Raw genomic sequence first — 24,989 nt, 5'->3', positions numbered from 1 at the left:
AAATCCCATCAGCCCGGGTTAAAATATTATAGAAAACCGAAGAAATTGTTTATTTTTCGGTTACGTACCCGGAAAATGTAATTCACATGGAAAAACACGTCTCTTTTTCACGCAGAAAATTTATTACGGCAGGCGGTATCCTCTTGTCAGGCGCCGCTTTGGGGCTTCCTTCGATACTCCGTGGCGCGTCGCGGGCCGCGAAGGTCCGCATCGGCCTGATCGGCACCGGTTCCAGGGGCACGGGGCTGGCCACTTTGCTGAAGCAGATACCGGCAGTGGAGCTGGCGGCGTGTTGTGATCCCATCCCGGCCCACCTTGCCAAAGGCATGGAACAGGCTGCGCCCAATGCAAAGTCGTACGACAACTACAAAGCGCTGCTCGACAACAAAGACCTTGATGCGGTGATCATCGCCACGCCGCTGTATACGCATTTCGAAATTGCCAGCGCCGCGCTCGACGCAGGGAAACATGTATACCTCGAAAAATCCATGACCTACGATATTCCACAATCGCTCGCGCTGCTGAAAAAAGTGAAAGACAGCAAACTGGTGTTCCAGGTGGGTTTCCAGTACCGGTATTATGATCTGTATAAACGCGTGAAACAGGCGATCGACGAACAGTGGCTCGGCACCATCACGGGCTTTGAATGCCAGTATCACCAGAATTCCAACTGGCGGCGGCCGAACAATGATCCGGCCATGGAGCGGAAGATCAACTGGAGAATGTACCGGGAGTATTGCGGAGGGCCGTTGTCCGAACTGTGTGCGCACCAGATCGATATGGTGCATTATTTCCTCGGCACGCACCCTGTGAGCGTGGTGGGCACCGGTGGCATCAATTTCTGGAAAGACGGCCGCGACACCTACGACAGCATCCGCACGGTCTACGAATATCCCGGCGGGGTGCAGGCCAGTGTATCATCCATGCTGTCCAACGCCTATCGCGATTACAACATCCGCATCCTCGGCACGAGAGCCACCATAGATATTTCCCGCACCAAAGCACTGATTTACCCTGAACCCAGGACCGTCAAACGGGAAACGATCGACGGGGTGACCAACGCTACCGTGAAAGTGCCGGTGGCGGGGGAGGAGCTGGTATACCGGGCGCCTGGAGAGGCCAATCCCGAGCCGACCATCTATGCCCTGACCGATTTTGCCGCCTGCATCCGCGACGGGAAAAAGCCCGCATCCAGCGCGGCTACCGCGCATATGGCGTCCGTGGCCATCATTATGGGCAATACTGCGGCGGATACGCACCAACAGCAGGTCTGGAAACCCGAGTATAACGGCTGATTTTTCCCTGTAGATAATTTTTTCGACATCCCGCTTTGCCATTGCAAACGCGGGATTTTCTTTTTGAAACCTTCGGATACCCTGTAGAATATGGGCAGGAGAGTGGAGTGTTCGTCTAAATGCTTTATAGTAAGGTATTTCATCGTCGTGTAGCCTGCGAAAAGCTCAACCAATCACTTCTTTCACTATATTTCATTTAGGTTACGATTATTTACCTTTAATTAAATTTTGTTGAATTTCTTTTTTTCTCTACTTTAGCGGCAGTTCCATAGGATTGTGAGAAACAGATGATGATTCCACCGATATCCGGCCGGTAAGCCGGGTATATTATTAGCCAGGTTTTTTCAGAAGAGGTCTCCGGAGCGATGCCGGTGATCTGCATTTTCAAAAAGCATTTACGTTTTCAGGTTGGCCGCTGGCCGGCCCTTCCGGTGTTTTGCATAAACATCGGAAAGGGGACGCTTTTTTGTGTATTGACCAAAATCAGAAACATCATGAAAAAAGGATGTTGTGTTGTTGCATGCCATGTGGTGCGACCGTTTTTTTCAAGTGCTGCCGTACCGCCGGAGCATCGTCGTATGTTGAATTTGCCTGTGCCGCTACTGCACCCGCGAGGGTTGCGTGAAAAAAATCCAGAAATATTATTGGCATACCGGACATGAGCGCGCGGGCTTTTCCAGGCAAAAGGATACCGCATGTAAATAAGCCCACTTCAGGCGCGCTGCGATCAGTTTATCTATATCAAGGGGTTCATTACCTTAAAATTTGTTGAATGAAACATTTTTTCCTACTTATCACCGGCCTCCAATTGTGTGCCCTTGGCACCGCATTGGGTAAGCCTGCAGAAAGGCACCCAGCCATTTTACAACCAGCAAACACAACTAAAGAACGTATCCTGCAACCCGCCGCCCGCGCCGACTCCGCGGTAGTGGTGCGGGGGAAGGTGACTGACGAAAAGGGGGAACCTTTGATTGGTGTTACCATCCGGCAGAAGGGCAGCAACCGGGGCACCGCCAGTGATAAAGACGGGAATTTCCAGCTTACGCTTTCCGGTCCCGGCAGCGTACTCGTATTTTCTTTCCTCGGTTATTTGCCGCGTGAAATCACCGTTCAGCAAACGCAACGCCTCAACGTACAGATGCTGCCCGACTCTAAAATGCTGCAACAGGTGGAAATCACCACCGCGCTCGGTATCAAGCGCGACGAAAAAGCGCTGGGTTATTCGGCGCCGGTGATCAACGGTGAGCAGCTCACTGAAGCGCTGCCCTCCAACTGGTCGGACGCATTGTCCGGTAAAGTGGCCGGTGTGAATCTCGTGCGCTCCGGCAGCGGCCCCACCGCATCAAACAAAATCATTCTCCGTGGGGAAAATAATCTCACCGGCGACAATGAGGCGCTGATTGTGGTAGACGGTGTGGTGGTGAACCAGGGTAGCGGCCGCCGCAGCGCCATCAGCGGTGAATCTGCCTACGGCACCGGCAGCGATAACATGCCGGCGGATTACGGCAGCGGGCTCAATGATATCAACCCGGAAGACATTGAATCGCTCACCATCCTGAAAGGGCCCAGCGCGGCAGCATTGTACGGCCAGCGCGGCGCTAACGGCGCGATCATCATCACCACCAAATCCGGCAGTTCCAAAAGAAAAGGCCTCGGCGTAACGATCAACTCCAACGCATCGCGGGAAGAAGTGAACCGCTGGCCCGACCTGCAATTTGAATACGGACAGGGCACCGATGGGGCTCCCTACTACTCATACGGCGCCAGTGCCGACGGGGGCAGCACCAGCGGCACCAGCTCCGCCTACGGCCCGCGTTTCGACGGCCAGCAGTTTTTCCAGTACGACCCCGTTACGCAAAAACAGGGTGCGGAAAGAACGCCATGGGTACCGTATGTGAATGGGGCGAATAAATTCTTCGGACCGGGAGAAACCTACACCAATTCCGTGAGCGTGGACGGCGGCACCGATAAAACGACGGCCCGCTTCTCCGTAACGAACGTGAACAATACCTGGATCATCCCGAATACCGGCTATAAACGGAATACGGTTGCAATGGCGGTGAATTCGAAGATCAACGACAAACTCACGATTTCTTCCAAAATAAACTATACTAACAAACAAAGCGATAACCTACCGGGTGCGGGATACGGCAACCAGTCCATTATGTACTGGTACATATTCTGGCAGCCGAATGCAAGCCTCGACTGGCTGCGCAATTACTGGCAGCTTGGCCAGGAGAACCTGAAGCTCAGCTACCCGTACAGCACTTTCCCGGAAAACCCGTTTGCGGTGGCGTATGAGTTTATCAACAGCACCAACCGTCATGGCGTTACCGGTAACATCCAGGCTTCTTATAATTTCACCAAAGAACTGAGCCTGCAGGTGCGCACCTCGATGGACTTCTCTTATGACCAGCGCGCGCAAAGCCGTCCGTTCGACGCCGGTGCGAAGTTCCAGAAAGGCAGCTACCGCACGCAGAACATCTTTTCACAGGAAGCCAGTTCAGACTTCCTGCTGCGCTATAGCAAAAAGATCAACAAGGATTTCGATATCTCGGCCACTGCCGGCGGCAGTCTGCTGCGGAACTCCTACAACCGGGATGAGGTGCGGGCCGACTCGCTCACTTACCCCGGCGTATATTCCATGTCTAACAACGCCGGTCCGCTGGTGTCCATGCCCTGGAAAAGTAAATATGCCGTTAACAGTTTCTACGGTCTGATTTCCGGAGCGTATAAAGGGTATCTCTTTTTGGATGTGACCGCCCGCCAGGACTGGAACAGTGTGCTGGCCACACCGTCCCGCACCACCAACGCCGGTTTCTTCTATCCGTCGGCTGCCATGAGTTTCGTTGCTTCCGATGCATTCAGGCTGCCGAATTCCATCAGTTTCGCCAAGCTGCGCTTCTCCGTGGCAAGCGTGGGCAGCGGCGGTACCATTCCTTACCTCACCTCGTACAGCTATCCCACTGCCGGCAGCCTGTATAATGGCGGTCTGCGTTTGCCTTCCACCCTGGCCAACCCCGACCTGAAACCGCTGCGTACCATTACCTACGAAGCGGGTACAGCTATCAAGATGTATAAAAACCGAGTGGGCATCGACCTGACCGTATACACCGCCAATACAAAAGACCAGATCCTCCAGCGCATCATCGACCGTTCGTCCGGTTACGGCCGGGCTTACATCAACGCAGGTGTTGTAAGCAACAGGGGCATCGAGGTAACCCTCAACGGCTCGCCGGTGAAGAACAAAAACGGTTTCAGCTGGAATACCAACGTTGTTTATTCCGCGAACCGCAACCGCATCAAAGAACTGGTAGACAGCTTTGTAGTGTTGCAGACGGGCCCTGTAGCCGGCGGCCAGATCGTGGCCACCGTAGGCGGCAGCATGGGCGACCTTTATGGCAGGGGCTACCAGCGCGCGCCGGACGGCCAGGTGATTTACGATGCACAAACCGGCTGGGCCAAACTGACCGAAGACGTGATCTATCTCGGCAATACCATTCCCAAATGGAAGCTCGGCTGGAGCAACGAGTTCGCCTACAAACAATGGCGTCTCAATATCCTGTTCGACGGCCAGTTTGGTGCCGTTGGCCATTCCCTGACACATTATAAACTGTCCGAACAGGGCAAGCTCACCAAAACGCTGCCCGGCAGGTACAACGGTATCATCGGCAAGGGCGTGATTATGGGCACAGACGGTAAATACCGCCCCAATGATGTCATTGCTACAGACATTGACGAGTACTACCGTTCGCACTTCGGTCAGGACAATGCGGAAGGCAGCACCTTCAGCACCGACTTCATCAAGTTCCGTGAAGCGCGCCTCGATTACACGCTGAGCCCCAAGCTTGCCAAAAAATTGCGCCTGCAGCGGCTCAACGTTGGTGTGTACGGACGTAACCTCTTTATGTGGACGGACTGGCCGGTATTTGATCCGGAATTCGGTACCCTCAACGGCACCGACATCGTACAGGGTTTCGAGATCGGGCAGTTCCCTTCTACCCGTACACTGGGCGTTAACTTAACTGTTGGATTCTAATCTGAAAAACAATGAAGAAGATCATATATAAAATCACGGTTGTTGTTTTGGTGCTGGGCATTTTATTGCCTTCGTGCACCAAGGATTTCACGAAAACCAACACCGACCCGAACAACTCGCCAGAGGCAACGCCCGCCCAATTGATGGCGCCGGCGCTGGTGAACGTGCTCACCGCCAACCTGCTGCGTAACCGGAACTTTAACAATGAACTGATGCAGGTGACGGTAGATATCAGCGATGCGGACGGCAAAGTGTTCCGCTACGATTACCGCGCCACCTGGTCCGATTACCTGTACAATGCCTGGTATGCGGAACTGAGCAACTTCAAGGATATGTACCGGATTGCTGGCGAGCCGCTGACGAAAACGCCCACCTACCAGGCGGTTTCATTGATCTGTCAGTCGTGGGTATATTCCCTGCTCACGGATACCTATGGAGATGTACCTTACTTCAAATCGAACCTCGCCAAAGATTCCGCCATCGTGGAACCGCCTTTCGATGCGCAAAAGGAGATTTACCTGGATATTTTCAAAAAACTCGAAGAAGCCAACACGATTCTTGCGACGGTAAATACAACTACCTACCCGATGAAAGCAGACAGCGATCCTGTATTTTCCGGTGATATCGCCAAATGGCGCAGATTCGGCAACTCCCTGTACCTGCGTTTGCTGATGAGAATTTCCGGGAAAGCAGAGGTAGCGCAGCAGTGTATCGACAAAATCAAACAGATCGCTACGACCACCGCCTATCCGCTTATCTCTAAAATAGAAGAGTCGGCCATACTGCGCTGGACAGGTGCGGGCCCTTACGTTTCTCCTTTGATGGGCGTGCGGGAGCAGGACTTCAGGGCGCCCGGCATTGCAGAGTTTTTCATCAACAACCTCACTACCTGGAACGATCCCCGTATCGATATTCCTACCTGGGGCAACAACTCCTTTAACAGGTGGCGTATCGCGCCTTATTCAGGGGCCTATCTCGGCGTGCCCAGTGGATATGTGCCGGGAGAAACACCGGTCAAAAAATCTTATTTCTATTCCACCACGTCCGCTTTTAACCTGATGACCGAAGCGCAGACAGGCATGATCCTGACTTATGCGGAAGTGCAGTTGATCCTCGCGGAGGCAGCTGCCAAAGGATGGATTACCGGAACTGCCAGTACTTATTACAATAACGGTGCGCAGGCCAGTATCAAACAGTGGTTGCCCAACTGGACGGTAGACATTGTAACATATCTCGCAGCCGCCGATATGGACTGGTCGGAAAGTTTTACGCTGGACCAGAAGATGGAATTGATTCATCTGCAGAAATACTATGCGCTGTTTTTAACAGACTTGCAGCAATGGTTTGAATACCGCCGCACCGGGCACCCGATTCTGCCGAAAGGCGCCGGCCTTCGTAACAACGGAGTGATGCCTGCCCGTATGACCTATCCGGTGTATGTACAGTCGACCAACGCCACCCACTACCGGCAGGCAATAGCTGTCCAGGGCCCGGATGTGATTTCAACACAGGTATGGTGGCAAAAACCATAACTGCAACAAGCATGGTATTATCTTAAAAATCGCACAATGAAAAAATCAGCAATATACCTGTTCCTGCTGCCCGCCCTGGTCTTCTTCTGGGGATGCGCCAAACTGGATACATACCCCGGCGGCGATGTCGCCCCGTATATCGCGTTATTCGATATCCGGAATATGTACAAGGGGAAAGATGTGGTTCTGACCAAAGAAAACATGTTCGGTTCCGACAAAATTGCCGTGACCGTGATCTCCGATTTCAGAGCCGGCAACATGGTGCCCGGCCTGCTGATCGTGCAGGACCGCCGCCGGCTCAATATCCTGCGTGGTATCGCCATTGCGACGGAAGAAGCCGCCAATTATGTGGCCGGTGACTCGCTGGTCATAAAGGTGGAAGGCGCCACGCTGAAAAAAGTAAACGGCATGCTGCAAATCACCGGTGTCAAGAAAGACGACATTAAAAAGGCGGCCAGCAATATCACTTTCCCGCTGAACCGCGTCACTACCGCCCAACTGGTGGCCAACCCGCAAATTTATGAGAGCACCCTGCTCGTGGTGGTGAAAGGCGGGTTTGATCCGTTACCGCAGCCGGGCGACGTGTTAAGCGGCAACAAAGTGCTCAACGACGGTTTTGATTATATTAAAGTGCATACCGAAGCCGGCGCTTCGTTTGCCAATACCCAGCTGCCGGTGCTGGCCAACGTATACGGTATCGCTTTTTATACCGAAGGGGCAGACGGTAAGGCGGTGCCTGAATTACGCATGCGCAGCGCAGCAGATATGGTGGCGCTCAGCTCTACCATTGAGGTATCTCCCATCCTGATCACCGGTTTCCTGGCGGATCCCACCATCATCACCGACGGTGGTTATGAGTACATGCAGTTCATGGCAACCAAAGATATTGATTTCGCCGTAACGCCGTTTTCCATCGTTACCTCCAACAACGCCAACGCGGCCACGCCTACCGGCTTCCTCCCCAACGGATGGGCCACCGGCGGTGTGCGCAGCTATAAAATGAACCTGACCAGTGGCAAAGTGACGAAGGGGTCCATCTTTTATGTAGGCGGCACCCGTAAAATGATCAATGGAGACGCTTCCACGAGCATTGCCGAAGCCAACTGGATAAAGGCATTTGATTACGTAGCGTTGAATGGCGAAGGTTTTGGCACCAAAACCAGCAACCTGCTCGCAAACAGCGGCAACGCATCCGGCATCGCGGTATTTACAGGCACAACGGTAACCGGTACGTCGCGCCCGGTAGACGTGATCTGGGTAGGAACGGGCGGAAGTTTGTATGCTGCCGGCCCTCCGGCCATCGGTTATCGCATTACCAATACAGACTGGTACGATCTGAAGAATCCCATCACGCAGGAAGATCAGCCGTTTTACAGAAGCGGCACCAACACGCTCAACCTTGGATACTCGACGGAAGGGCAATGGTACATGCTCGGCGGTGAATACAATGTATCGCTCGGCAGGTGGACCAAACTGCGGGCGCAGAACAATAAGATGCTCACTAAAACGTCCGCACTGACGGAGATCGAAGGAGAGGGTACTACTAAACTGAAATTGCCATAAGATCAATAAAAAAGCGGGCTGCTCTATCAGGGCAGCCCGCTTTTTTATTTTCTTTTTTCCAGTTGCCGTATCCGCTTCTCCAGCGCGTCATTCCGCTTCCGCTCTTCGATCAGGTAGAGGGTCAACTCTTCCACCTTTTCGAGCAATTTCGCCTGCATATCACCCACATCAACGCCATTTTCTTTGACCTCTGCTGCAGTGGGTATGCCGGGGAGATGACGGTGCGCGGTGATGTATTGATCCAGTGCGGCCAGTGAGGGGCGTTGATGACTTTTGTCGAATACATGATCGGCCCATGTTTCCTGCGTTATTTTAACGCGCCGGGCGCCTATGGTGCCCTCTACCGCCAGTTTGTAATTCGCAGGTGCCGCTTTGCCGATGCCCACGTTGCCTTGTGCATCGATCGTCATCCGTTCCACCGGCTCATTGTCGCGGCAAGTCAGGAACTTCAGCGTTGAACTAAAATCCAGGTCTCCAAGGCGGCCGTATTCCACTTTCATGCCGGCAAAGCCCACCTGTGAGCTGTTGGCATTGGTGGCGTACGAGCCTACCCAGGCAGCCTGCGGCGTAAGGCCGGAGCCCGGATAGGGCGAACAGGTCATGATGTTGCCGATCACGGAGAGTTTTTCAAATGGGTATTCCGTCCCGATGCCTACCTTGCCGTCGGTACTCATGTGCAGCGGGTTGGAATGTGTGCCGTTGACATCGACGGTATGTATTTTCACCTGCCCGTCTAGCAAACGGATATAGGAACCGCCGCGCGCCGTTGATTTGCGGGTGATGCCGGTAGGCCCGTTATATATATTGTTACCGATGCCTGCGCCGGTGTAGCTAATGCCTGGTTCGCTGGCCCATAACAAAAGCGATGCGGAGTACAGGGCGTCGCCCCAGTGGTCGTAATTCACATGAATGCTGGAATTATGGTGGGTGCCCCTTACGGTCAGTGAATGATCCGGGGATGTTGCGCCGATACCAACAGGACCGGAAGTGGGGAATGTGTTTTGGGCGGAAGTTGCCGCTGCGGCAAACATCAGCGCAGCTAAGATGGGTGTTGTTTTCATCTGCAAGGGATGTGGGTTAAAGGTTTAGGTTATAAGATACAATTTAGCCCATTACACCATCTTTTTCATAAAAATCTCTTTCACGAGGTTGATCTCGTTGGCATAAATAGTCTTTTTGCGCGTGCCGAAATGTAGCGTGTTCTCCAGTACGTTGTTTCCTTCCCATGCCAGTTTCAGGCCGCCTGCTTCGATTTCGGCCCGGCACAGGAAATCAGGCACCACGGAAAAACCTTCGCCGCCGCTCAGGCAGCGTACGATGGAGCTGATGTTGGGTACGATGTAGTTCGGTTTGAAGTCGATATGATGACGGAAATTCACCTGCCAGAATTTTCTTAGATGTTCCATATCGGCCGCCGTACTATACCAGATCTGTTGCTTCAGCCACTCCTGCGCTTCCGCCAGTTTGTTTTTTTTCAGCAGCGGGAGCAACCCTTTAGTATCCGTTTTTGAGCCGCATACCAGCACGATGCGTTCCCGCGCAAAGGCCTTGTATTCAAGATTGGAATCGTCGCTCCGTTGCGGGGTGATGATGAGATCGAGCAACCCTTTGTCCAGATCATGGATCATCTGTTTGTACTCACCGAATTTGATGATGGCATTGAACGGGAGGGTAGACACGTGCTCTTCCAGCGTGAACTGGAATGTTTCGAAACACATCCCGATACTGATCGTTGCCCGGTCGGCTATCGTGCTTCTGTGAAACAGCTGCTCCGCTGACTCCAGTTTCGTCATGGGCTCCAGCACAAAATTATAAAGCACTTTTCCCCGTTCCGTCGGCACCATTTTTTTTGCCGAGCGGTCGAACAGTTTATATCCCGTGAACGCTTCCAGCGAATTGAGGTGAAGGCTTACCCCGGGTTGGGACACATACAGCGCCTGTGCCGCGCCGGTAAGGGTGCCGTGTTCATAAATCGCTTTAAAAGTGCGGAGCCACTCCAGGTTCAGTAACATGATATATCAGTTTTGTGATACAAGTATCAAAGTTAAGTTATTTTTATAATAGTCTAAGTTAGCGGAATTTTGTGGTGTTCAACAACAAAAACATCACAATATGCTTTTCTCACCCTATCAAATGGGCATTCATACTTTACGGAACAGGATAGTAATGCCCCCCATGACCCGCTCCAGGGCAGCCACAGGCGATGTGGCGACGGACCTGATGGCCAGGTATTACAGCCAGCGGGCGACTGCCGGCCTCATCATCACGGAAGGCACACAAATCAGCCGCCAGGGACAGGGATATGCCTGGACGCCGGGCATCTATACGCCGGACCAGGTGAAAGGCTGGAAGAAGGTGACGGCTGCCGTACACGATAAAGGAGGGAAGATTTTCGCGCAGCTCTGGCATGTGGGGCGCGTGTCGCACACCAGTCTCCAGCGGAACGGCGAGGCACCCGTAGCTCCGTCCGCCATACTCGCGGAAGGCGTCAAAGTATTCGTGGACCCGGACGGCAAAGGCCCGGACGGTGGGGCGGGACAAATGCTCCAGCACTCCATGCCGCGTGAGCTGACTGTCCCTGAAATCCATAGTATTATCCGCGATTATGCCCGCGCCGCTGAAAATGCGATGCAGGCGGGCTTCGACGGGGTGGAGCTGCACGGCGCCAACGGGTACCTCATCGAGCAGTTCCTCGACTCACAAACCAACCGCAGGACCGACGAATACGGCGGTACGCTGGAAAAACGGCTGCGTTTTCTCCGCGAAGCGGTGTCGGCCGTAGCAGACGCCATCGGCAAAGAGAAAGTGGGCGTGCGCCAGGCGCCGCTGACCACGCTGATGGGCGCGGTAGACGATCATCCGGAAGAAACCTATATCGCGGCGGCGCAATTACTCAATCGCATCGGTATCGCCTACATCCATATCGCGGAAGCAGATTGGGACAACGCACCGGTGATGCCGGCGGCTTTCAAGGAGGCTTACCGCGAGGCGTTCGACGGCACGCTGATTTACGCCGGCAAATACACGCGCGAACGGGCGGAAGAGGCCGTTCAGAAAGGCTGGGCAGACCTGGTGGCTTTCGGGCGGCCATTTATAGCCAACCCCGATCTGCCGTACCGCCTGGAGCATAACCTGGCACTCAACGAACCCGACAGGGCCCATTTTTTCGGTGGCACCCAAACCGGCTACACCGATTATCCCACTTACCAGAAAGCATCAACACTGAACGCATAAACCACCCGGACAATGAAACTATTTGAACCATTTCAGCAGAGAGGGCTCGAACTGAAAAACCGCATCGTGATGGCGCCCATGACCCGCGCACGTAACCCGGACGGTATTCCCAACCACATGAACGCCCTGTATTACCGCCAGAGAGCCGGCGCCGGCCTCATCATTACCGAAGGGGTGGCGATCTCTCCCACCGCATCGGGCGTGCTGCATATACCCGGGTTGTACACCGTGGCGCAAACGGCAGGATGGAAACTGGTGACGGAGGCGGTGCATGCAAAAGGCACGAAAATATTCGCGCAGCTCTGGCACGTGGGCCGCGTGTCGCACATCACCAACCAGCCGGGCGGCATTGCGCCGGTCAGTGCTTCCGACCTGCAGGCGCTGCATTCCAGCGCCTGGGCATACGACGAGCAGGGTAAAGAGAACTTTGTGCCCTGCTCCAAACCGAGAGCTTTGCCGGTAGCGGAAATCGCGCAGGTGGTGAACGACTTCGCCAACGCCGCGGCCAATGCCATCGCGGCCGGTTTCGACGGGGTGGAACTGCATGGCGCCAACGGTTACCTCATCGAGCAGTTTCTGAATCCTTTCGTGAATATCCGCTCCGATGAATATGGCGGCTCCATTCACAACCGCAGCCGCTTTTTACTGGAGGCTATCGATGCCTGCATTGCGCGCGTCGGGGCGGGGAAAGTGGCCATCCGGCTCACCCCGTACGGTGGCCTTCATGAAATGCCGCATTACCCGGAACTGGAAGACACCTATCAGTACCTGGCGCGGGAACTGGGAAAACGCCACATCGCGTTCATCGATATCATGGACCAGCAGTCGCGCGGCAGCTTCGCGTTGCCCGACGGGTTCATCGCCCGTTTTCGCAAAGCGTACAATGGGGTGCTGCTGCTGACAGGAGGGATGGACCGCACCAAATCCGAACAATACATTAACGACGGCCTGATCGACCTGGCCGGCTTTGGGGAGCCTTTCATCGCCAACCCCGACCTGCCCGAGCGGCTCCGTTACGGCTGGGCGCTCACACCTCCTCAGCGGAACCTCCATTACGGTGGGGCAGCGCATGGTTATACAGATTATGAAACGTACAGGGAAAGTGCGACGGCGGATAAATGAAACGGCAGCATTGAGCCCCGCCCGGATAATGCCCCTGGCGCCGGCAAAATAGAGGCAGACAGGAGTCGCCAACGGGGAGCCCCGGTCCTCGTCCGCCGGAAAACGTCGCGGCGAGCAAATTACCACCAACAGAATCATCTTACCGTCAGACAGGATAAAAAACACCAGCGGGAGCCTCCGGGCTCCCTTTCATAATTTTTTGCAATCGATGGAAAAAGTGCATTTTTTTAGTATTTTGGCCGTTCAAGCTTTAATAAATCGCTGAGTTATGAATAACGAATATTCGAGGAGACGGTTCCTGAAGCAGGCCATGCTGGCGTCTGCGGCCGTAGCCACACCGGGGCTCCTGATGGCAAAGGGAATGCCGGCGCCCCGCAAACTGGGGCCCAATGAGAAAGTAAATCTGGCCTGCATCGGCATCGGCAACCGCGGCGCGGAAATCACCGAGGCGCTTTACAAAACCGGCCTGGCCAATATCGTGGCATTGTGCGATGTGGATATGGGTGCGCCGCATACACAAAAAATCCTGAAACAATTCCCGAACGTGCCGCGGTTCCAGGACTTCCGGCAAATGTTCGATAAAATGGGCAAACAGATAGACGCCGTGTCTATCGGCGTGCCGGACTTCTCCCACTTTCCCATTACCATGATGGCCATGGGCCTGGGCATACACGTGTACGTGGAAAAACCCATGGCGCGCACCTTCCAGGAAGTGGAGCTGATGATGAAGGCCGCCAAAAAATATAACAAGGTGGTAACCCAGATGGGCAACCAGGGGCACTCCGAAGCTAATTATTTCCAGTTCAAGGCTTGGGTGGACGCGGGCATCATCAAGGATGTGACCAGCATCACCGCCCACATGAACTCTCCGCGCCGCTGGCACGGCTGGGATACGAACATCAAAGCCTTTCCGCCGGCCGAGCAGCTGCCGGCTACCCTCGACTGGGACGTTTGGCAAATGGCCACGAACAACCACCAGTACAACAAAGATTTTGTGAACGGCCAATGGCGCTGCTGGTTCGATTTCGGTATGGGCGCGCTGGGCGACTGGGGTGCACACATCCTCGACACTGCCCACCAGTTCCTCGATATGGGCCTGCCTTCGGAAGTGACGCCCGTCAAACTGACGGGGCATAATAACTTTTTCTATCCCACTTCATCCACGCTGTCCTTCAAATTTCCGAAACGCGGCAAGCTGCCGGCGGTAGAGGTGATGTGGTACGATGGTGTGGACAACCTTCCGCCGATTCCGGCAGGCTATGGCGTGTCCGGCCTCGACCCGAACATCCCCCCGCCGAGCACCGGCGCTATCAAACCGGCCAAGCTCAACCCGGGTAAAATCATTTACGGCAAGGATCTGACTTTTAAAGGCGGTTCACACGGCAGTACGCTGTCTATCATCCCGGAAGAAAAAGGAAAGGAAATGGCTTCCAGGCTGCCTGAGGTGCCCCAAAGCCCGTCCAATCACTTTGCGAACTTCCTGCTGGCCTGCAAGGGACAAGAGCAGACCCGCTCGCCGTTTGCCATCGCAGGCCCGTTGAGCCAGGTATTCTGCCTCGGTGTGCTCGCACAATGGACGAATACCAAACTGGAATTCGACCGCGAGAAAAAGATCATCACCAATAATAAACACGCAAACGAGTTGCTGGTAGGCCCGCCGCCTCGCAAAGGCTGGGAGCAGTATTATAAAGTGTAAACTTTTTTGCCATAAAAAAAAAGGGATAGCCATAACAGGCTGTCCCTTTTTTATGGTGTCTGGGCGGGAAGATCAGGTTTTCAGGTATGGCATCCGGCCACATGAAAAGTATATCGCCATGCACCAGTATGTTAATCGGCCGTATACCAGGAAACAGGTAATTTTTTATAACGGAAAACAGGGGGCATAACCCGGAACCATATACGAAGTGGCTGTGGGTGAAGGCTTTGGAGATAGCGGCTTAATCCGGCCTGATAACACTTCAGCCCCGTATTTTCACCGCTCATGCTAATTTTTTTTGAATAACACGGCTGGTTGTAATATTTTTGCGCGCACATTAAAGTGCTAATTCTATCATGAAACATGTATTATTTGTTTGCGCCCTTTTCTGCGGAATGACTACCGCAAGCGCTCAGTCAGCTTACTTCAAACAATCTTTGCAGCTTGGTGTCGGTTTCGCCAGCACACTGGGTTATGCCGGTAATTACAAATCCACTCCGGCCGTGAGCCTTTCATATGAGCATATGCTGCCGTTCCAGACGGGCCCGGGCCGTATAGGCGTGGGTGCTATCGTTGCTTTCCAGAGTGAAAAATATGATGGTGGTATTGCAGGCTACGAAAGCAAATGGAACAACTCCCTGTTCGCACTGAGAGGCACCTGGCATCTCGAAAAATATCTGCCTGAAAATCTCGACGTGTACGGTGCTGCCCAACTGGGTCTCCGTTTCGAAAAGAATAAATTCAAACTCAGCGGTGAAACCGCAGAGCGGACCGATAAAAATACAAGGGTGCATGCCGGTTTACTGGTGGGAGCACGTTATTTCTTCCATCGCAACTTTGCCGCTTTCTCTGAAGTGGGTTACGACCTGGCGGTTATTAAAGTGGGCATCGCTGCAAGATTCTAATTGATTTTGTTTTTGATGAAAATGAAAACGGCCCGTTCTTTTGAGCGGGCCGTTTTGCTATTGCGGTATATTCATCGTTTTTCCCCGCTTCCCCTGCATACTGCTGAGCCATATGCCCGCCAGCACCAGCACGCTTCCGGCAAATTGCCAGCCGGTAAACGTTTCTTTCAGGAAAATAAAAGCGATGGTGGTGCCGATCACGGGGTTAAGGTTCAGGAAGTTGCCCACCTGCGCCGCCGGCAGGCTTTCCAGCGCCCGGTTATAAAGAAAGTATGCCACGGCGGATGCGAAGATGCCGAGGTAAGTCATACCCAGCCAGGCCTTCATCGGAATCTCCGGCATGCCGTGCTGCACCACTTCGTATATGCCTACGGGTACGGAAAGCGCTGTTCCGATAAAAGTGCTTACCGTCGTTACCAGCACGGTATCTGCATCTTTGAGGCTTCTCGACAGCAATGTGTACACGCTCCACAGACACACCGCGCACACCACGAGGGTACTGCCCAGCAATGCGTTGGACGATTTGGAAGCATTCCCCACGAACCCCACCAGTATCACCCCCGTCACAGACAGCACAATGCCGGCGATAGTGGTTTTCCGCAGATGCTCTTTTAGGATCAGCGCAGCTGGCACGGCAATGGCTACCGGGACCAGGCCTTCGATCAAAGCGCCGGTGGAGGCGGATACATATTTCATCCCGGTATTAAAAACAAAATAATAGAAGGTAGTGCCAGCCAGCCCCATCAATACCAGCTTTCCATACGGCAGCGGCTGTTTGACTTTCGTTCGCTGTATCAGGTAAAACGGCAGGAGGGCGAGGCAACCGATGATGTTGCGGATGACGGCGAAAATAACGGGCGGTACTTCGGTGACCACGATTTTTGTGACGGTAAAGGAACTGCCCCAGATGAGCATTACGAATATAATGCTGATGAGCCCTTTGATACGTTGATTGCCGGTCATATAGTTCGTTAAACAGGGTAAGATATGGCCACTCGCACGGTTGCTGTACACAACGAATGTAAGCAATGTATTCAAATTCGTACAGCGGAGGGAGAGGCGGTAACACGGCTGATTTCCCTGATTCGCTTAACTTTAAACAAAAAAAGATATGGCAAGAGCATTCCTGGGCATGGGCCTGCTGGGGACAAATTTCGTAAAAGCGATGCTGGACAGGGGAGAAAAGGTGCAGGTATGGAACAGAAGCCCTGAAAAAGCCGCCGCGCTGGAAGCGCTGGGCGCGGCTGTGTCGGCAGACGTGGCTGCGGCCGTAAAAAGCGCCGATTATATCCACGTAACGCTGAAAGACGACGACAGCGTGAATGATGTGCTGGCCGCCGCCGCACCCGGTTTTAAAGCGGGCGCCATGATCATCGATCATACCACCACTTCAGCCACCGGCGCCATCCAGCGCACCGCGGAATGGAAATCGCGCGGCTTCACCTACCTGCACGCCCCGGTGTTCATGGGCCCGGCCAACGCCAGGGAAGGCAGCGGTTTTATGCTCGTATCCGGCAACCAGGAAGTGATCGAAAAAGTGCAACCGCTGCTCGACCAGATGACCGGTAAGGTGATCAACTTTGGTGCGGAGGAAGGCAAGGCGGCGGCTATGAAACTGGTGGGGAACTGCTTCCTCGTGGCATTTACCGCCGGCCTGTCCGATACGCTTGCACTGGGCAAAGCCTTAAACGTGTCCGTGCAGGATGTGGGCGATCTGTTCAGTCTCTGGAACCCCGCGCAGATGATGCCAGCCCGTCTGCAGCGCATGAGCGCCGGCGACTACAGCAAACCATCGTGGGAACTGAATATGGCCCGCAAAGACACGCAGCTGTTCATCAATTCCGTGCAGGAGAAAAACGGTACGCTGGCCGTGATACCGGCGATTGCGGAAGAAATGGATCGCTGGATTGCCAAAGGGTTCGGCAGCAGCGACTGGACGGTGATTGCAAAGGATGCCGTGAAAAAATAAATACATTCTTGCTGCGTACGTTCACTGCGTAGCCCGCGGTTACTTTTGATCTGCATACAATAACCTCAAAATGTTTGTTAACATGACGAAAAACACCATTGCAGATTTGAAAGCCTACACGGGCACAACGCCCAATGAACTGGTAACCGTACTGGGATATCATGCCCCGGCAGACGGCGGCGGCGGAGATTTTTACTGGAACGCCACGTCAGCTGCCGGGGAAGACGGCGGCACCGTTTTCACCACCGGCCAGCCCACGGGCAGGTGGATACGGATAGAGACATTCCCCGTCAATGTAAAATGGTTCGGGGCCAAAGGTGTGAATACTGACGACACGCAGGCAGTACAGAAAGCGCTCGATTATTGCCGGACCACCGGCGTGCGCAAACGCCTGCTCTTCCCGGACGGCACTTATGAGCTCGGCAAGGTCGACATCACCGGCGTGCGTTCGCTGGAAGGGCTCAGCAACAAGGTATGGATCCGCGGCAAGCAGCTGCAGGACATCTTCTACTGGAAAGGCGCCGGCGAAGCCGGTTACATCAAGGTGGAAGAGCTCACCATTAAAAACTTCACCATCACGCTGGAAACTTCCGCAGACAGTCGTGCTACCTACAAAAGAGTCGGCTTCGGCGGTGAACGGATCGGCAACTGCGCCATCCACCTGCCCGGCGAAGGCGTGGGCTACCTGTTTGAAGATGTGTTCATCACCAAATCCGGCGGCGGCACCATCGCAGGTTACGGCGGTTGCGGGGTGTTCTTCACCGGTGCGCCTTACAAAGTAAACGTCAACGGCCGCCTTGAAATCCGGTCGTGCGACTACGGTTTTGTGATGGGGGTTTCCGAAACGCACAAAGACCTTTCGCCCACGCAGATCACGGCTATCGACGCGGCGGCCAACACGTTCACTGGAACGCCGCTGCCCGCCAACGGCGACCAGGTGGCCCTGCTTTACGACGTCAATGAGCGCCAGCTGGTATCGGACACGGATGCGAGTGTATTGGCCATACGGCCCCGCAAGCGTTATTACGTGACCGGCGTCAACGCCGGTGCAGGCACCTTCCAGCTGGCTGCTTCAGCGGGAGGTGCTGCCATTGCCTTCAACGTGGCCGACAATCCCGAGGTGGAGCCCACCCCCGATCCTTCCGAACCCCCTGCACCGCCGAGGGCATTGCCGCCGCAGACGTTTATGATACCCGCCGGCGGCCATCCTAAAAGCATCGAATTTGCCGCCGATGAATGGTCTATTCAGCAACTGATCACCGCGCAAACCATGCGCTGCGGGCTGAGCGTGACCAACATCTACCAGTGCGGGTTCGGTACGTTCGGCTGCCAGTCGAGCCGCGCGGCTATCCGCGTATTGAATTACGATTCAAAGATCCGGTATGCCAACGCCAATGTTTCTTTCGATGAAATGTACACCGAAGGCCCCTTCGACATTGCTTACATGAAAAACCGGGAATACGTACGGATAGAGGGTTTTGGTATTACCGTGCACAGCGGCCCGCGGCACATTACTGCCGGCAGTATCCAGGACAACGCCCTGAACAATTACATCACCTTCGACACCAATTACAGTGTATTCAATGCCGTTGGTATCAACCTAAACAGCAAGCTGAAAGTACCGGGCGACGGCAACATCATCAAAGGCAGGCTGATGGGGAAAGAAAGCAACCTCGATAACCAGGGGCTGAACAACCAGATCACCTTCCATCGGGATGAGACGGGCGGCGATTCCCAGCAGAGTTTTGCTTACCTGTCGCGTTTCTCTTTGTCGAAAGCGGTCGGTGGCTTCTGGCCCGATCACGTGTTCAAAGGCAATGCCGGTGCGCCGCACCAGAGCGACCAGGTGCTGTTTTTCCCGGCCGCCACGCAGATTTACGTGGGCAGTCCGGCATTGCAATACCTGACGGACCCAGCGCTTGATGCGAATGCTTATGTGCGTTTCTCCGCAACCGGCGCACTGCGCCTCCGCAATCCGTTTGGCACACTGGCGAACACGCTGACGATCGGGCGCTATTTTCCTAAAATGCGTTGGATGCTGTACGCCAAAGTCAGAAGTATAAGCGGTACCAAAGATGTGACGCTAGCCTTCGCGGATGTTGCGGGCAGCACGACTTACAACGTGTCTCAAACCCACTCCGTGGGCACGAACTGGCAGATCATCAGCGTGGAAGCCGATCACCGCACCGCGCCGGACGGCCTCAACGGTGAGCTGCTGTTAACCCCTGCCACTACCGGCCTCGATGTGGCCTACTTTGTGATCGTGCCCTTCGCCGGGGAAACTTTCTCCGTGAAAACCAATTTCGGCGGCAATGTGCTCGACCTTGCCGGTCCCGGTACTCCCGAAGGCGCGGTGACAGCGGCTGTTGGCTCTACCTACCGGCGTACAGACGGAGGAACCGGCAGTACTTTTTACATAAAAGAATCCGGCACCGGTACTACTGGTTGGACGGCGCTTTAAAACAACTCATTTATTCCGGAGGGAAGCTGCGGCGAATGCAGCTTCCCTTTTTAAGTATATAGCCTGGGCCTGTGAGCCTTTACCTGTCGCAGAATTGATAAAGGCCTGGGCGTTGCATCACCGCAACTACAACGGCAGGCATTTCACAACCAATAAAATTTGTTACCTTAAGCCCCATTATTAACCCATTGTGTTTAATGAAACGAAAACCGATGTTTATCCTGTACATTGTTGCCCTTGTCGCCGTTGGTATCGCAGGCTGGTATGTGTACCGGTACTTCCACTCAGCCGCCTATTTTTTATCCCGTCTTCCCGAGGAATACAAACAATATCCGTCGCTCGGGGAGGAGGTCGCATCGCAGCATCATCGCATCAAACCGCTATGCACAGGCAGGATCAGCCTCGTTGCGGTGGACGACACTACGCAGACGGTGGTAATCGGGAAGATGGATACCGAACAGGAAGGCGAGATCCGGAAAACCTTGCTGAATACCACGTACTATCGCCTCGATGTGAACGGCAATGTGATCGATACATTGGCGGATGGCGCCGGTGAAGAGGACTGGGGCCGTGAATTTAACGGTCATCTCCTGTATAAAAATCATTACACCAATTATCTCACCGGTGGCGGCGCAGCGCAGCTTCCTTACAAAGAAACCAATGCCGCGCTCAAGATGGAGGCGTATCAGTTAAAAACACTGGTCAATGCCCTGTATGACGCCGCGGATGCCAGCCTCAGCGATCATGAATACGACAGCAGCGGCAGCCGGCAGGTGTTTTTCTTTTCCATCAAAGGAAAAGTACAGAAGGTGTATGCGCCTTCTCCTAACAACATTGATATCGATACGAAATTCGGTACACGCTTCAGAACACTGATCCCGATAACGGCCCATTCATATGAGGACGGACGCCGCTATAACTGGACCGGTGAAAAATCGCCGCTCCGTATCCGCTACTTCCTCAGGGAAGATTACAATCCCGCCCGCAGGGCGGGCATTATGGCGCCTGCGCCCACCAATACTCCTGCGAACTGGGACGGCACGGGGTATTTCAGCCTCACTTTCCCGAACGATTCCCTGGTATTTAAACACCCCTGCCAGTATTATCCCAAAAACGGCAGCTGGCCGGCTTTTTATGAATCGTACAAATGGGGGAAACTGGATTATTTCCCGCTGCCCGGTTGCAACTTTCAGCTGTTGACGGTAGGGTATGATACCGATTATGTGCATTCGCTCGACGGCTGTTATGTGGTAGCAGTGAAATAGTAAAAATCCGCTGGCATGATGATTGTGCCCTTTCCCGCAAAAGCATACGGTCATGCAAAAACTGATCATACTCATTCCGCTTTTTGCTTTCTGTGGCCAGGCAAACAAAAACACGCATCCTCAAACCGTTCACATCATGGACACGCTGACAATCAAACACATTAATCCAGACGGATTGATAAAGAACCCTGCATTTACCAATGTGATTACCATACAGGGAAATGCCAAAACGATTTACATCGGCGAGATGAACGCCAACAATGCTGCCGGTGAAATTGTGGGGAAGGGCGACCTGAAAGCGCAGACGGAGCAGGCGCTGAAGAACGTGGAAACAGCTTTGCACGCAGCCGGCGGCGATTGGGAGAACCTGGTCAAATGGACGGTGTATGTGGTGCACGGACAGGATCTCCGCGCCGGTTTTGAAGGCTTCCAGAAAGTGTGGGGCAACCGGCCTAACCCGCCGGTGGTCACCATGCAGTTTGTAGCCGGTTTGGCGAACCCCGACTACCTTGTGGGAATTGAAGCCGTAGCCGTGGTGCCCGAAGATAAAAAATGACGCAAATCACCCCGCAGATTGGCGAGTTCAGGTATGCTGCTGTTCCTGAATCGGGCTTAAGTTTGTGTTTTCGAAAAACAGATGAACCCATGAAACGGACACTCGCCATTTTTACATTTTTAGTATTGACATTTTTCCAGATGAAAGCACAGCAGCAACCAACAGGCCACTTTGCCACGGTGAACGGCTTGAAGATGTACTATGAGATTCACGGCAGCGGCAGTCCGCTCGTGTTGATACACGGCGGAGGTTCTACTATCTACACCACGTTTGGCCGCATCCTGCCGGAGCTCTCCAGGAATCATCGTGTGATTGCGGTGGAAACACAATCGCACGGCCATACGGCAGACATCGACCGGCCTTACAGTTTTGAACAGGATGCGGATGACGTAGCCGCTTTATTGGGCCAGCTCAATATCGCCAGGGCGGATTTTATGGGCTTCAGCAACGGCGGCACCACCTGCCTGCAGATCGCTATCAGGCATCCCCAACTCGTCAATAAACTGGTACTCGCATCTACGCTCTACAAACGGAGCGGCATGCCGCCAGGCTTTTTCGATATGATGGAAAAGGCCACGCTCGACCAGATGCCCACCCCGCTGCAAGAGGCGTATAAAGCCATCAATCCCGATCCGAAAGGCTTACAGGCCATGTTTAAGCGCGACTCGGAAAGAATGATTGCGTTCAAGGATATCCCCGATGCATCGATCAAAGGCATTGCGGCGCCTGCGCTCGTGATCGGTGGCGATGCGGACGCTGTGCAGCCTGCACACGCACTCGAATTATCGCGTACGCTGCAGCATGCGAAACTGGCGATACTGCCCGGTGTTCACGGGGAATATATCGCCGAAATCTGCGCTCCTCCCAAACAACCGGGCATGCCGGCGTTCGTGGTAGACATGATTGAAACATTCCTGAAGGAGTAAGATACCACTCAGTTTTCAACATGGAGGTTCCTGCCGATGTTGTGATAACTGTCCACCGCGTTGTTTTTAAAGATGACCACGCTATTGCCATAGGTCCACATTTCCGAACCATTGTGTATCGTCACCCATTCCGGTGTGCCCTGAGCGGCCCTTACCGCATCTCTCGATGAACCGGTTCTGAAGGTTTTTTGTACCACCGTTGTGTCTTTTAGAGCGGGAAAAGCAGTGGTAGTTGGCTGGAAAGGGGAAGCTTCCCTTTGGAAAACAGATTGCTCCTGACTGGCTTCCGGTGTTTTGTTTTCAGGTGAAAAAAGAGGCTCGCTTGTCTGGAATTTGAATGGGGCTTGCCTTGGCGGCGGTGCATTATCGTCCCAGGGCTGCGCCAGGAATATTTTCAACAGGGAAAAAAAGATCAAAAAAAACACGATTGCCATCACCGGTGATTGCCCTTTTCCCGTGGGCGTATAAGAGCTGTCGGGCTGCGGAGGAGGAGCGTATTGATGGTAGCTTTCCTGCGCGGTATATTGATGATGATCGCGGATGGAATAGTAATAGCGCAGCCGTGTGTCGAATGCGGCCTTCTGGTCGGGATTGCGCAGCTGCTCATAAGCATGCTGGATTTCCTTGAACCTTTCCTCATGAAATTTATCGCTGTTATTGAGATCGGGGTGGTGCTGTTTGGAAAGCATCCGGTGTGCTTTCCTGACGACTTCCGGTGCTGAAAAATCGGCTACTCCGAGTATTTCATAATAGTTAAGCATAGCGGGTCAGGGAGATAAATAAGTATAGTAATATACCGATAATCGGGTAAATATCTCCACCTACTGCCTAAAAAAAGAGGGCCGCTCATGGAGCAGCCCTCTTTTTTAATACCCGGGGGTATAAGATTTGTTTCGCTTCACGCCAAGGTAACACAGGTACAAGAACACCAGCCAGCCCGGGATCAGCGCCACGGGGGTCGTCATACCGGTAATCCACATCAGCACCAGTATGCCGGTCAGGAATATCAGGCAGATGTAGTTCGACACCGGGTAAAGAAAGGATGGGAATTTCGTCCGTATTTGCGCTTCGCGTTTGTGTTTTTTGAACTTCAGGTGCACCACGCTGATCATGAGCCAGTTGAGTATCAGGCACGATACTACCAGCGACATCAGTACTTCCAGCGCTTTTTCCGGCATGAGTTTATTGACGATGATGCACACCGCGGCAAACAGGCCCGATATCAGCGTGGCATTAACCGGCACGTGGTTTTTGTTCAGCTTCGATAAAAACGAAGGGGCATTGCCCTGCTCCGCCAGTCCGTATAACATCCTGCTGTTGCTGTACACACAGCTGTTGTAAACAGACAGCGCGGCGGTCAGTACGATGAGGTTGAGGGCATTGGCGATGAGGCTGGTGAAATAAATGGTTTTGCCGAAGAGGCTGAACTGGAAACCTTTCAGGCTTTCGAACACCATCACGAACGGGCTGCTGTCGGTGGTGATGCTCTTCCACGGCGACAGTGCAAAAAGTATCACGAGTGCACCCACGTAAAAGATCAGGATGCGGTAGATCACCTGGTTGGTGGCTTTGGGAATGGTTTTTTCCGGTTGCTCCGCTTCTGCTGCAGTGATGCCGATGAGCTCGAGCCCCCCGAATGAAAACATGATAAGGGCGATGGCCGCCAGGAGCCCCTGATAACCGCCCTGTCCGTCGGCCGTCATCAGGCCTTTCGGGAAAAAGCCGCCGTCGTTCCAAAGGTTCTGTATGCCGGCGCCCGGGCCGCCGGTACCGCTCAGCAGCAGGTACACGCCGAAAATGATCATGGCGATGATGGCGATCACCTTGATGATCGAAAACCAGAACTCCGCTTCTCCGTATACTTTTACAGAACTGAGGTTCAGCGCATTGATGGCAAGGAAAAAGAAAAGGCTCGACGCCCATAGCGGGATTTCGGGCCACCAGAACTGCACGTATATGCCGATGGCCGTCAGTTCCGACATGCTCACCAGGATGTAAAGCACCCAGTAATTCCAGCCGGAAGCAAACCCGGCGAAGCTGCCCCAGTACTTATAGGCAAAATGGCTGAAACTGCCGGATACCGGCTCGTCTACCACCATCTCGCCCAGCTGGCGCATGATGAAAAACGCAATGATGCCGCCCATGGCGTAGCCTAAAATGACGGAAGGGCCGGCCAGCACCGCCGCCGGACCAATGCCGAGGAACAGCCCCGTACCGATGGCCCCGCCCAGCGCAATGAGCTGGATATGCCGGTTTTGTAAACCTCTTCTGAGTTGCTGTGCGTCCGCTTTTTCGTTTGCTGATTTCAAGGTGTAAAAGATATATAAGGTTGCAATATGAGGTAATTTCACCAAAAAGATAAACAAAAATGGCCCCGGCTGCCTTTTGGGGCGGTTTACCGTATTTTAACCAAAACCGGTTCCATA

18 protein-coding genes are annotated in these 24,989 nt (G+C 53.8%); 13 read left to right on the top strand and 5 right to left on the bottom strand.

Features of this window, described 5'->3' with window-relative positions:
* Nucleotides 1-86 precede the first annotated feature (86 nt).
* The 4 genes from EGT74_RS19510 to EGT74_RS19495 all read left to right on the top strand — a co-directional run bounded on the left by EGT74_RS19510 (nucleotide 87) and on the right by EGT74_RS19495 (nucleotide 8,429).
* On the top strand, nucleotides 87-1,295 hold the full coding sequence (locus EGT74_RS19510) for a Gfo/Idh/MocA family protein (RefSeq protein ID WP_123848240.1): 1,209 nt from the start codon (nucleotides 87-89) through the stop codon (nucleotides 1,293-1,295).
* A gap of 772 nt (nucleotides 1,296-2,067) precedes the next feature.
* Nucleotides 2,068-5,334, top strand: coding sequence for a SusC/RagA family TonB-linked outer membrane protein (locus EGT74_RS19505; protein WP_123848239.1), 3,267 nt, complete (start codon nucleotides 2,068-2,070; stop codon nucleotides 5,332-5,334).
* A gap of 11 nt (nucleotides 5,335-5,345) precedes the next feature.
* On the top strand, nucleotides 5,346-6,866 hold the full coding sequence (locus tag EGT74_RS19500; RefSeq protein WP_123848238.1) for a SusD/RagB family nutrient-binding outer membrane lipoprotein: 1,521 nt from the start codon (nucleotides 5,346-5,348) through the stop codon (nucleotides 6,864-6,866).
* 36 nt (nucleotides 6,867-6,902) lie between these two features.
* Complete coding sequence (locus tag EGT74_RS19495; RefSeq protein ID WP_123848237.1) at nucleotides 6,903-8,429, top strand: DUF5689 domain-containing protein; 1,527 nt, start codon at nucleotides 6,903-6,905, stop codon at nucleotides 8,427-8,429.
* A gap of 44 nt (nucleotides 8,430-8,473) precedes the next feature.
* On the opposite strand, the gene EGT74_RS19490 is transcribed toward EGT74_RS19495, so the two are convergent.
* Together EGT74_RS19490 and EGT74_RS19485 are read right to left on the bottom strand one after the other, a co-directional pair.
* On the bottom strand, nucleotides 8,474-9,490 hold the full coding sequence (locus EGT74_RS19490; protein WP_123848236.1) for a hypothetical protein: 1,017 nt from the start codon (nucleotides 9,488-9,490) through the stop codon (nucleotides 8,474-8,476).
* 51 nt (nucleotides 9,491-9,541) lie between these two features.
* Nucleotides 9,542-10,441, bottom strand: coding sequence for a LysR family transcriptional regulator (locus tag EGT74_RS19485; RefSeq protein ID WP_123848235.1), 900 nt, complete (start codon nucleotides 10,439-10,441; stop codon nucleotides 9,542-9,544).
* Nucleotides 10,442-10,541: 100 nt separating this feature from the next.
* Between EGT74_RS19485 and EGT74_RS19480 the strand changes: the two genes are divergently transcribed.
* The 4 genes from EGT74_RS19480 to EGT74_RS19465 all read left to right on the top strand — a co-directional run bounded on the left by EGT74_RS19480 (nucleotide 10,542) and on the right by EGT74_RS19465 (nucleotide 15,386).
* The gene (locus EGT74_RS19480) at nucleotides 10,542-11,663 is read left to right on the top strand and encodes an alkene reductase (protein WP_123848234.1); all 1,122 of its coding nucleotides are present in this window, start codon (nucleotides 10,542-10,544) and stop codon (nucleotides 11,661-11,663) included.
* 12 nt (nucleotides 11,664-11,675) lie between these two features.
* Nucleotides 11,676-12,785 (top strand): alkene reductase, encoded by a 1,110-nt coding sequence (locus EGT74_RS19475; protein ID WP_123848233.1) that lies wholly within the window; start codon nucleotides 11,676-11,678, stop codon nucleotides 12,783-12,785.
* Between the two features lie 268 nt (nucleotides 12,786-13,053).
* Nucleotides 13,054-14,481, top strand: coding sequence for a Gfo/Idh/MocA family protein (locus tag EGT74_RS19470; protein WP_123848232.1), 1,428 nt, complete (start codon nucleotides 13,054-13,056; stop codon nucleotides 14,479-14,481).
* A gap of 356 nt (nucleotides 14,482-14,837) precedes the next feature.
* The gene (locus EGT74_RS19465; RefSeq protein WP_123848231.1) at nucleotides 14,838-15,386 is read left to right on the top strand and encodes an outer membrane beta-barrel protein; all 549 of its coding nucleotides are present in this window, start codon (nucleotides 14,838-14,840) and stop codon (nucleotides 15,384-15,386) included.
* A gap of 57 nt (nucleotides 15,387-15,443) precedes the next feature.
* On the opposite strand, the gene EGT74_RS19460 is transcribed toward EGT74_RS19465, so the two are convergent.
* Nucleotides 15,444-16,349, bottom strand: coding sequence for a DMT family transporter (locus EGT74_RS19460; protein ID WP_123848230.1), 906 nt, complete (start codon nucleotides 16,347-16,349; stop codon nucleotides 15,444-15,446).
* Between the two features lie 148 nt (nucleotides 16,350-16,497).
* Here EGT74_RS19460 and EGT74_RS19455 point away from each other — a divergent pair, with 148 nt between their 5' ends.
* From EGT74_RS19455 to EGT74_RS19435, 5 genes are all read left to right on the top strand, one after another.
* The gene (locus EGT74_RS19455) at nucleotides 16,498-17,355 is read left to right on the top strand and encodes an NAD(P)-dependent oxidoreductase (RefSeq protein WP_123848229.1); all 858 of its coding nucleotides are present in this window, start codon (nucleotides 16,498-16,500) and stop codon (nucleotides 17,353-17,355) included.
* 82 nt (nucleotides 17,356-17,437) lie between these two features.
* A complete protein-coding gene (locus EGT74_RS19450) occupies nucleotides 17,438-19,816 on the top strand; it encodes a hypothetical protein (protein ID WP_123848228.1) in 2,379 nt (792 codons plus the stop codon).
* A 197-nt stretch (nucleotides 19,817-20,013) separates the two neighbouring features.
* Nucleotides 20,014-21,081: a hypothetical protein gene (locus EGT74_RS19445; protein WP_123848227.1), complete on the top strand. Its 1,068-nt coding sequence runs from the start codon at nucleotides 20,014-20,016 to the stop codon at nucleotides 21,079-21,081.
* Nucleotides 21,082-21,217: 136 nt separating this feature from the next.
* Entirely contained in the window at nucleotides 21,218-21,637 is a 420-nt protein-coding gene (locus tag EGT74_RS19440) for a RidA family protein (RefSeq protein ID WP_181954760.1), read from the top strand.
* An 89-nt stretch (nucleotides 21,638-21,726) separates the two neighbouring features.
* The gene (locus EGT74_RS19435) at nucleotides 21,727-22,563 is read left to right on the top strand and encodes an alpha/beta fold hydrolase (protein ID WP_123848226.1); all 837 of its coding nucleotides are present in this window, start codon (nucleotides 21,727-21,729) and stop codon (nucleotides 22,561-22,563) included.
* An 8-nt stretch (nucleotides 22,564-22,571) separates the two neighbouring features.
* On the opposite strand, the gene EGT74_RS19430 is transcribed toward EGT74_RS19435, so the two are convergent.
* Together EGT74_RS19430 and EGT74_RS19425 are read right to left on the bottom strand one after the other, a co-directional pair.
* Nucleotides 22,572-23,324: a J domain-containing protein gene (locus tag EGT74_RS19430; protein WP_123848225.1), complete on the bottom strand. Its 753-nt coding sequence runs from the start codon at nucleotides 23,322-23,324 to the stop codon at nucleotides 22,572-22,574.
* Nucleotides 23,325-23,429: 105 nt separating this feature from the next.
* Nucleotides 23,430-24,872: an amino acid permease gene (locus EGT74_RS19425; RefSeq protein WP_123848224.1), complete on the bottom strand. Its 1,443-nt coding sequence runs from the start codon at nucleotides 24,870-24,872 to the stop codon at nucleotides 23,430-23,432.
* Nucleotides 24,873-24,989: the final 117 nt, after the last annotated feature.

Source organism: Chitinophaga lutea (genome assembly GCF_003813775.1).
Lineage (GTDB): Bacteria > Bacteroidota > Bacteroidia > Chitinophagales > Chitinophagaceae > Chitinophaga > Chitinophaga lutea.
Note: the sequence above shows the minus strand (reverse complement) of the source record. Positions and strands in the feature narration are given on the sequence as shown.

Bases quoted from the DNA above. Each gene is read 5' to 3' on its own strand.
- EGT74_RS19455 (WP_123848229.1), top strand. From the start codon at position 16,498: ATGGCAAGAGCATTCCTGGGCATGGGCCTGCTGGGGACAAATTTCGTA.
- EGT74_RS19435 (WP_123848226.1), top strand. From the start codon at position 21,727: ATGAAACGGACACTCGCCATTTTTACATTTTTAGTATTGACATTTTTC.
- EGT74_RS19475 (WP_123848233.1), top strand. From the start codon at position 11,676: ATGAAACTATTTGAACCATTTCAGCAGAGAGGGCTCGAACTGAAAAAC.
- EGT74_RS19430 (WP_123848225.1), bottom strand. From the start codon at position 23,324: ATGCTTAACTATTATGAAATACTCGGAGTAGCCGATTTTTCAGCACCG.
- EGT74_RS19510 (WP_123848240.1), top strand. From the start codon at position 87: ATGGAAAAACACGTCTCTTTTTCACGCAGAAAATTTATTACGGCAGGC.
- EGT74_RS19500 (WP_123848238.1), top strand. From the start codon at position 5,346: ATGAAGAAGATCATATATAAAATCACGGTTGTTGTTTTGGTGCTGGGC.
- EGT74_RS19505 (WP_123848239.1), top strand. From the start codon at position 2,068: ATGAAACATTTTTTCCTACTTATCACCGGCCTCCAATTGTGTGCCCTT.
- EGT74_RS19495 (WP_123848237.1), top strand. From the start codon at position 6,903: ATGAAAAAATCAGCAATATACCTGTTCCTGCTGCCCGCCCTGGTCTTC.
- EGT74_RS19480 (WP_123848234.1), top strand. From the start codon at position 10,542: ATGCTTTTCTCACCCTATCAAATGGGCATTCATACTTTACGGAACAGG.
- EGT74_RS19490 (WP_123848236.1), bottom strand. From the start codon at position 9,490: ATGAAAACAACACCCATCTTAGCTGCGCTGATGTTTGCCGCAGCGGCA.
- EGT74_RS19445 (WP_123848227.1), top strand. From the start codon at position 20,014: ATGAAACGAAAACCGATGTTTATCCTGTACATTGTTGCCCTTGTCGCC.
- EGT74_RS19470 (WP_123848232.1), top strand. From the start codon at position 13,054: ATGAATAACGAATATTCGAGGAGACGGTTCCTGAAGCAGGCCATGCTG.
- EGT74_RS19485 (WP_123848235.1), bottom strand. From the start codon at position 10,441: ATGTTACTGAACCTGGAGTGGCTCCGCACTTTTAAAGCGATTTATGAA.
- EGT74_RS19465 (WP_123848231.1), top strand. From the start codon at position 14,838: ATGAAACATGTATTATTTGTTTGCGCCCTTTTCTGCGGAATGACTACC.
- EGT74_RS19450 (WP_123848228.1), top strand. From the start codon at position 17,438: ATGACGAAAAACACCATTGCAGATTTGAAAGCCTACACGGGCACAACG.
- EGT74_RS19460 (WP_123848230.1), bottom strand. From the start codon at position 16,349: ATGACCGGCAATCAACGTATCAAAGGGCTCATCAGCATTATATTCGTA.
- EGT74_RS19440 (WP_181954760.1), top strand. From the start codon at position 21,218: ATGGACACGCTGACAATCAAACACATTAATCCAGACGGATTGATAAAG.